General features: G+C 75.0%; 3 protein-coding genes and 1 pseudogene. 3 read left to right on the forward strand and 1 reads right to left on the reverse strand.

From position 1 onward, the window contains the following. Nucleotides 1-268 (reverse strand): annotated as a pseudogene (locus tag GPJ59_RS38765) (glycosyltransferase family 39 protein); the annotation flags it as partial. Between the two features lie 250 nt (nucleotides 269-518). Here GPJ59_RS38765 and GPJ59_RS35190 point away from each other — a divergent pair. The 3 genes from GPJ59_RS35190 (at nucleotide 519) to GPJ59_RS35200 (ending at nucleotide 2,816) form a co-directional block, all read left to right on the forward strand. Continuing rightward, a complete protein-coding gene (locus GPJ59_RS35190) occupies nucleotides 519-1,115 on the forward strand; it encodes a hypothetical protein (RefSeq protein WP_219672143.1) in 597 nt (198 codons plus the stop codon). 106 nt (nucleotides 1,116-1,221) lie between these two features. Further along, the gene (locus GPJ59_RS35195) at nucleotides 1,222-2,016 is read left to right on the forward strand and encodes a spermidine synthase (protein ID WP_258025399.1); all 795 of its coding nucleotides are present in this window, start codon (nucleotides 1,222-1,224) and stop codon (nucleotides 2,014-2,016) included. 59 nt (nucleotides 2,017-2,075) lie between these two features. Beyond that, nucleotides 2,076-2,816, forward strand: a complete 741-nt coding sequence (locus tag GPJ59_RS35200; RefSeq protein WP_219672144.1) for a response regulator transcription factor — start codon at nucleotides 2,076-2,078, stop codon at nucleotides 2,814-2,816. Nucleotides 2,817-2,886: the final 70 nt, after the last annotated feature.

Raw genomic sequence — 2,886 nt, forward strand, 5'->3', positions numbered from 1 at the left:
GTACGGAGGGCAGGCGGAGGGCGGCGAGGCCGGCCACGGTGCCGGCGGCGTCCGCGCCGCCGCTGCCGGGTCCGCCCGGTGCGCCCATTCCGCCCGGTCCGCCCGGTGCGACCCCGCCGGTGACGCCGAGCGTCTCGGCGAGGGCGAGGACGCCGTGCACGAGGAGGTAGTAGAGGCCGTGCACCGCGTCCACCCCGCCCAGCAGCTCCACCAGAGCGCCGAGCGGGCGGTGGGCGACCTGCCAGGTGACGGATTCGTCGCGCCACATGCTGCCGCCGCGGTCGAGGCCCCAGAGGCCGAGGACGAGGGCGAGCAGTGCGGGCAGCAGTAGTACGGGCAGTGCGGCCGGCGCGGGCAGTGCTGCCAGTACGGGCGGCGCGGGCGGTGCGGGCGGTGCGGGCCGTGCGGGCCGCCGGCACCACGACCGGGTCCGGCTGATGGCGGCCTCCGGGATCTTCTCCGTGCGGGTGTGGGGACTCCATACTCGGATGCGAGAGGTTTCCGGACGGAGGTGGGGTGTGCGGACGTTCCGATCGGCGGCTGGTGCGGCAGCGTGCGTGCTGCTGGGCGCGGCGCTCCTCGGCGGGTGCGGGACCGACGGCGGCGGCGCGACGGACGGCAAGCCGCCGGCCGGCACGGCGTCACCCGGCACGGTATCGGCGAGCGGGGCGTCCCCTTCCGTCACTGCGGCCACACCCTCCCCGTCGTCGTCGCCTTCCCCGTCCTCCACACCCCCCGCTCCGTCGCCGTCCGCCCCGGCCGAGCCGACCCGGGCGGACCAGCGGCTGGTCACCGTCACCCGCAGCGGCGGTTTCACCGGCAGGCAGACCAGCGTCCTGGTCAAGGGCGACGGCTCGTGGACCCGGCTCGACGGCGCGGCGAAGGTGGTCGGCTCCGGCAAGCTGTCGCCCGCGAAGCTGGACGCACTGCGCGCCGCCCTGAAGGAGGCACGCTTCCCGAAGCTGCCTCGGGTCGCGCTCAGTGAGAAGCCCGTCTACGACGGGTTCACGTACGCCTTCGTGCACGGCGGCTACGAGGTGGCCACGGACGACGTGGCGATGCCGGCCGGGCTGCGCAAGGTGCTGGGCGCGCTCCCGTCCCTCGACGCCTCCTGAGGGCCGGCCCCGCCTCCCTCAAGCAGGGCCGGATCTCCGGAACATCCCTGGCCGGGTCCTCGTTGACCGGGCAGAGTGACCGCCCGGTCACCAGGAGGAGCTGCCCATGACCAGCCGCACCACCACCGAGCCCGCCGGCCGCACGCACCCCGCCGCCGCCGACCCCACGGACCCCACCGACCCCACGGGCCCCACCAGCCCCGCCGACCCCACCGCCCCCGTCACGCTCGACCGCCGCCACGGCCCCTACGGCGAGGTCGTGCTCCGCCGCCGCGGCGAGGTGTACGAGATCATCGCCAACGGGTGTTTCCTCATGGACACCTCCGACGGGCGCTCGGAGCGCCTGCTCGTCGACGCGGCCCGCACCGCCCTCGCGGACCCCGAAGGCCCCGACCTCCCCGAAGGCCCCAACCGCCCCACCCTCCTCATCGGCGGTCTGGGCGTCGGCTTCTCGCTCGTCCACGCCGCCGCCCAGCCCGACTGGGCCGCCATCACGGTCGCGGAGCGTGAGGACGCCATCGTCGACTGGCACCGCAGCGGACCGCTCGCGGCCCTCACCGGCGACGCCCTCGCCGACCCCCGCGTCAGCCTGCTCCATAACGATCTCGTCGCCCATCTGCAGCACTCCTCGGAGCGGTACGACGCCCTCTGTCTGGACATCGACAACGGCCCCGACTGGACCGTCACCGAGGACAACCGCGGCCTCTACTCCCCCGCCGGACTCGCCGCCTGCCGCGCCCGGTTGACGCCCGGAGGAGTGCTTGCCATCTGGTCGGCACAGCCGTCCGAGGCCTTCGAAGAGGCTATGCGGAATGCCGGATTCAGCTCGGTACGGACCGAAGAGGTGCCCGTTGCCCGAGGTGTCCCGGACGTGATCCATCTAGGCCGGAACCCCTCATAGCCGCAGGCCGGTGGCTCCTCTACGCTGCCTCCATCACGCTGGACTACCGGGGCGGGACGATGGAACAGACACACAGCACACCGATCGGCGCGGCGGCGACGCCCGGCGCGCAGCGGCGGGTGCTCGTCGTCGAGGACGACCGGACGATCGCCGACGCGATCGCCGCCCGGCTGCGTGCGGAGGGCTTCCAGGTGCAGACGGCGACCGACGGCCCGGCCGCCGTCGCGGCCGCCGAGAGCTGGCTGCCCGAGCTGCTCGTGCTCGACGTGATGCTGCCGGGCTTCGACGGACTGGAGGTGTGCCGCCGGGTGCAGGCCCAGCGGCCCGTCCCGGTGCTGATGCTCACCGCGCGTGACGACGAGACCGACATGCTGGTCGGGCTCGGCGTCGGCGCCGACGACTACATGACCAAGCCGTTCTCCATGCGCGAGCTCGCGGCGCGCGTCCACGTGCTGCTGCGCCGGGTCGAGCGGGCGAACCTCGCCGCCACCGCGCCCCGCGGGTCCACCCTGCGCCTGGGCGACCTGGAGATCGACCACGCGCAGCGCCGCGTACGGGTGCAGGCCGAGGACGTGCACCTGACGCCGACCGAGTTCGACCTGCTGGTCTGCCTGGCCGGGACCCCGCGCGCCGTGCTCTCCCGGGAGCAGCTGCTGGCCGAGGTCTGGGACTGGGCCGACGCGTCGGGCACCCGGACCGTGGACAGCCACATCAAGGCGCTGCGCCGCAAGATCGGCGCCGAGCGGATCCGTACGGTCCACGGGGTGGGTTACGCCCTGGAGACCCCGGCGCAGCCGTGACCCCGGGCCGGCGCCCCGCGGGCGGAGCGAGGCCGCGGCGCGCGCCGGACGGCGGCGGGCCCCGGCGCCG

It is taken from the genome of Streptomyces bambusae, assembly GCF_019400985.1.
GTDB classification, from domain to species: Bacteria; Actinomycetota; Actinomycetes; order Streptomycetales; family Streptomycetaceae; genus Streptomyces; species Streptomyces bambusae_A.

Coding starts and splice junctions, on each gene's coding strand:
- GPJ59_RS35195 (WP_258025399.1), top strand. CDS start 1,222: ATGACCAGCCGCACCACCACCGAGCCCGCCGGCCGCACGCACCCCGCC.
- GPJ59_RS35200 (WP_219672144.1), top strand. CDS start 2,076: ATGGAACAGACACACAGCACACCGATCGGCGCGGCGGCGACGCCCGGC.